Source organism: Streptomyces sparsus, from assembly GCF_054776295.1.
On the sequence record NZ_BAAHCA010001373.1, the window covers coordinates 1 to 929 of the forward strand.

A 929-nucleotide genomic window follows, 5' to 3' on the forward strand; every position below is an offset into this window, starting at 1 on the left:
CGGGGCGCCGGCAGGCGGGCGACGCCCGTCCCGTACAGCGTGTGGCAGGCCCGCAGCACCAGCGCGTCCCGGTGCCGGGCGGCCACCACCTGCACGCCGATCGGCAGCCCGTCCTCGTCCACCCCGCACGGCACGCTCGCCGCGGGCTGCTGCGTCAGGTTGAACGGGTAGGAGAACGGCGTCCAGCCCGTCCACCGGGTGTGTGCCGAACCCTCCGGCACCTCACGCCCGTTGCCGAAGGCGGTCAGCGGCATGGTGGGCGTCACCAGCAGGTCGTACCGCTCGTGGAAGGCCCCCATGCGGGCGCCGAGCGCCATCCGCACGTCCACCGCCGCCAGGTACTCCAGCGCCGAACGGGCCGCACCCTGCTCGCAGATCTCCCGCAACCCCGGGTCCATGCGCGCGCGTTGCTCCTCGGTGAAGCCCTGGGTCACCCGGGCCGCGCCGGCGAACCACAGGGTGTGGAAGGCGTCCACCGGGTCCTCGAAGCCCGGGTCGACCTCCTCCACCCGGGCGCCCGACTCCGCCAGCAGCTCGACGGCGGCCCGCACGGAGGCGGCCACCTGCGGATCCACCGCCACCCGGCCGCCGAAGTCCGGCGACCAGGCGATCCGCAGCCCGCTCACGCCGCCGGCCAGCTGGTCCCGGAAACTGCCCGCGACCGGACCCAGTTGGGACCAGTCCCGCGGGTCGGGATCGGTGATGACGTCCATCAGCAGCGCGGCGTCCGCGGCGTCCCGGGTCATCGGGCCCACGTGGGCGAGGGTGCCGAACGCGCTGGCCGGGTAGAGCGGCACCCGCCCGTACGTCGGTTTCAGCGCGAAGATCCCGCAGAACGACGCCGGGATGCGCACCGATCCGCCGCCGTCGGTGCCCAGCGACAGCGGTCCCGCGCCGAGCGCCACCGCCGCGGCGCTGCCGCCGCTGGA

General features: G+C 75.5%; 1 protein-coding gene. It reads right to left on the reverse strand.

What is annotated here, in order from left to right:
- On the reverse strand, nt 1–929 hold a 929-nt coding region (locus ACYVE9_RS28520; RefSeq protein ID WP_461030776.1), incomplete at both ends, for an amidase family protein.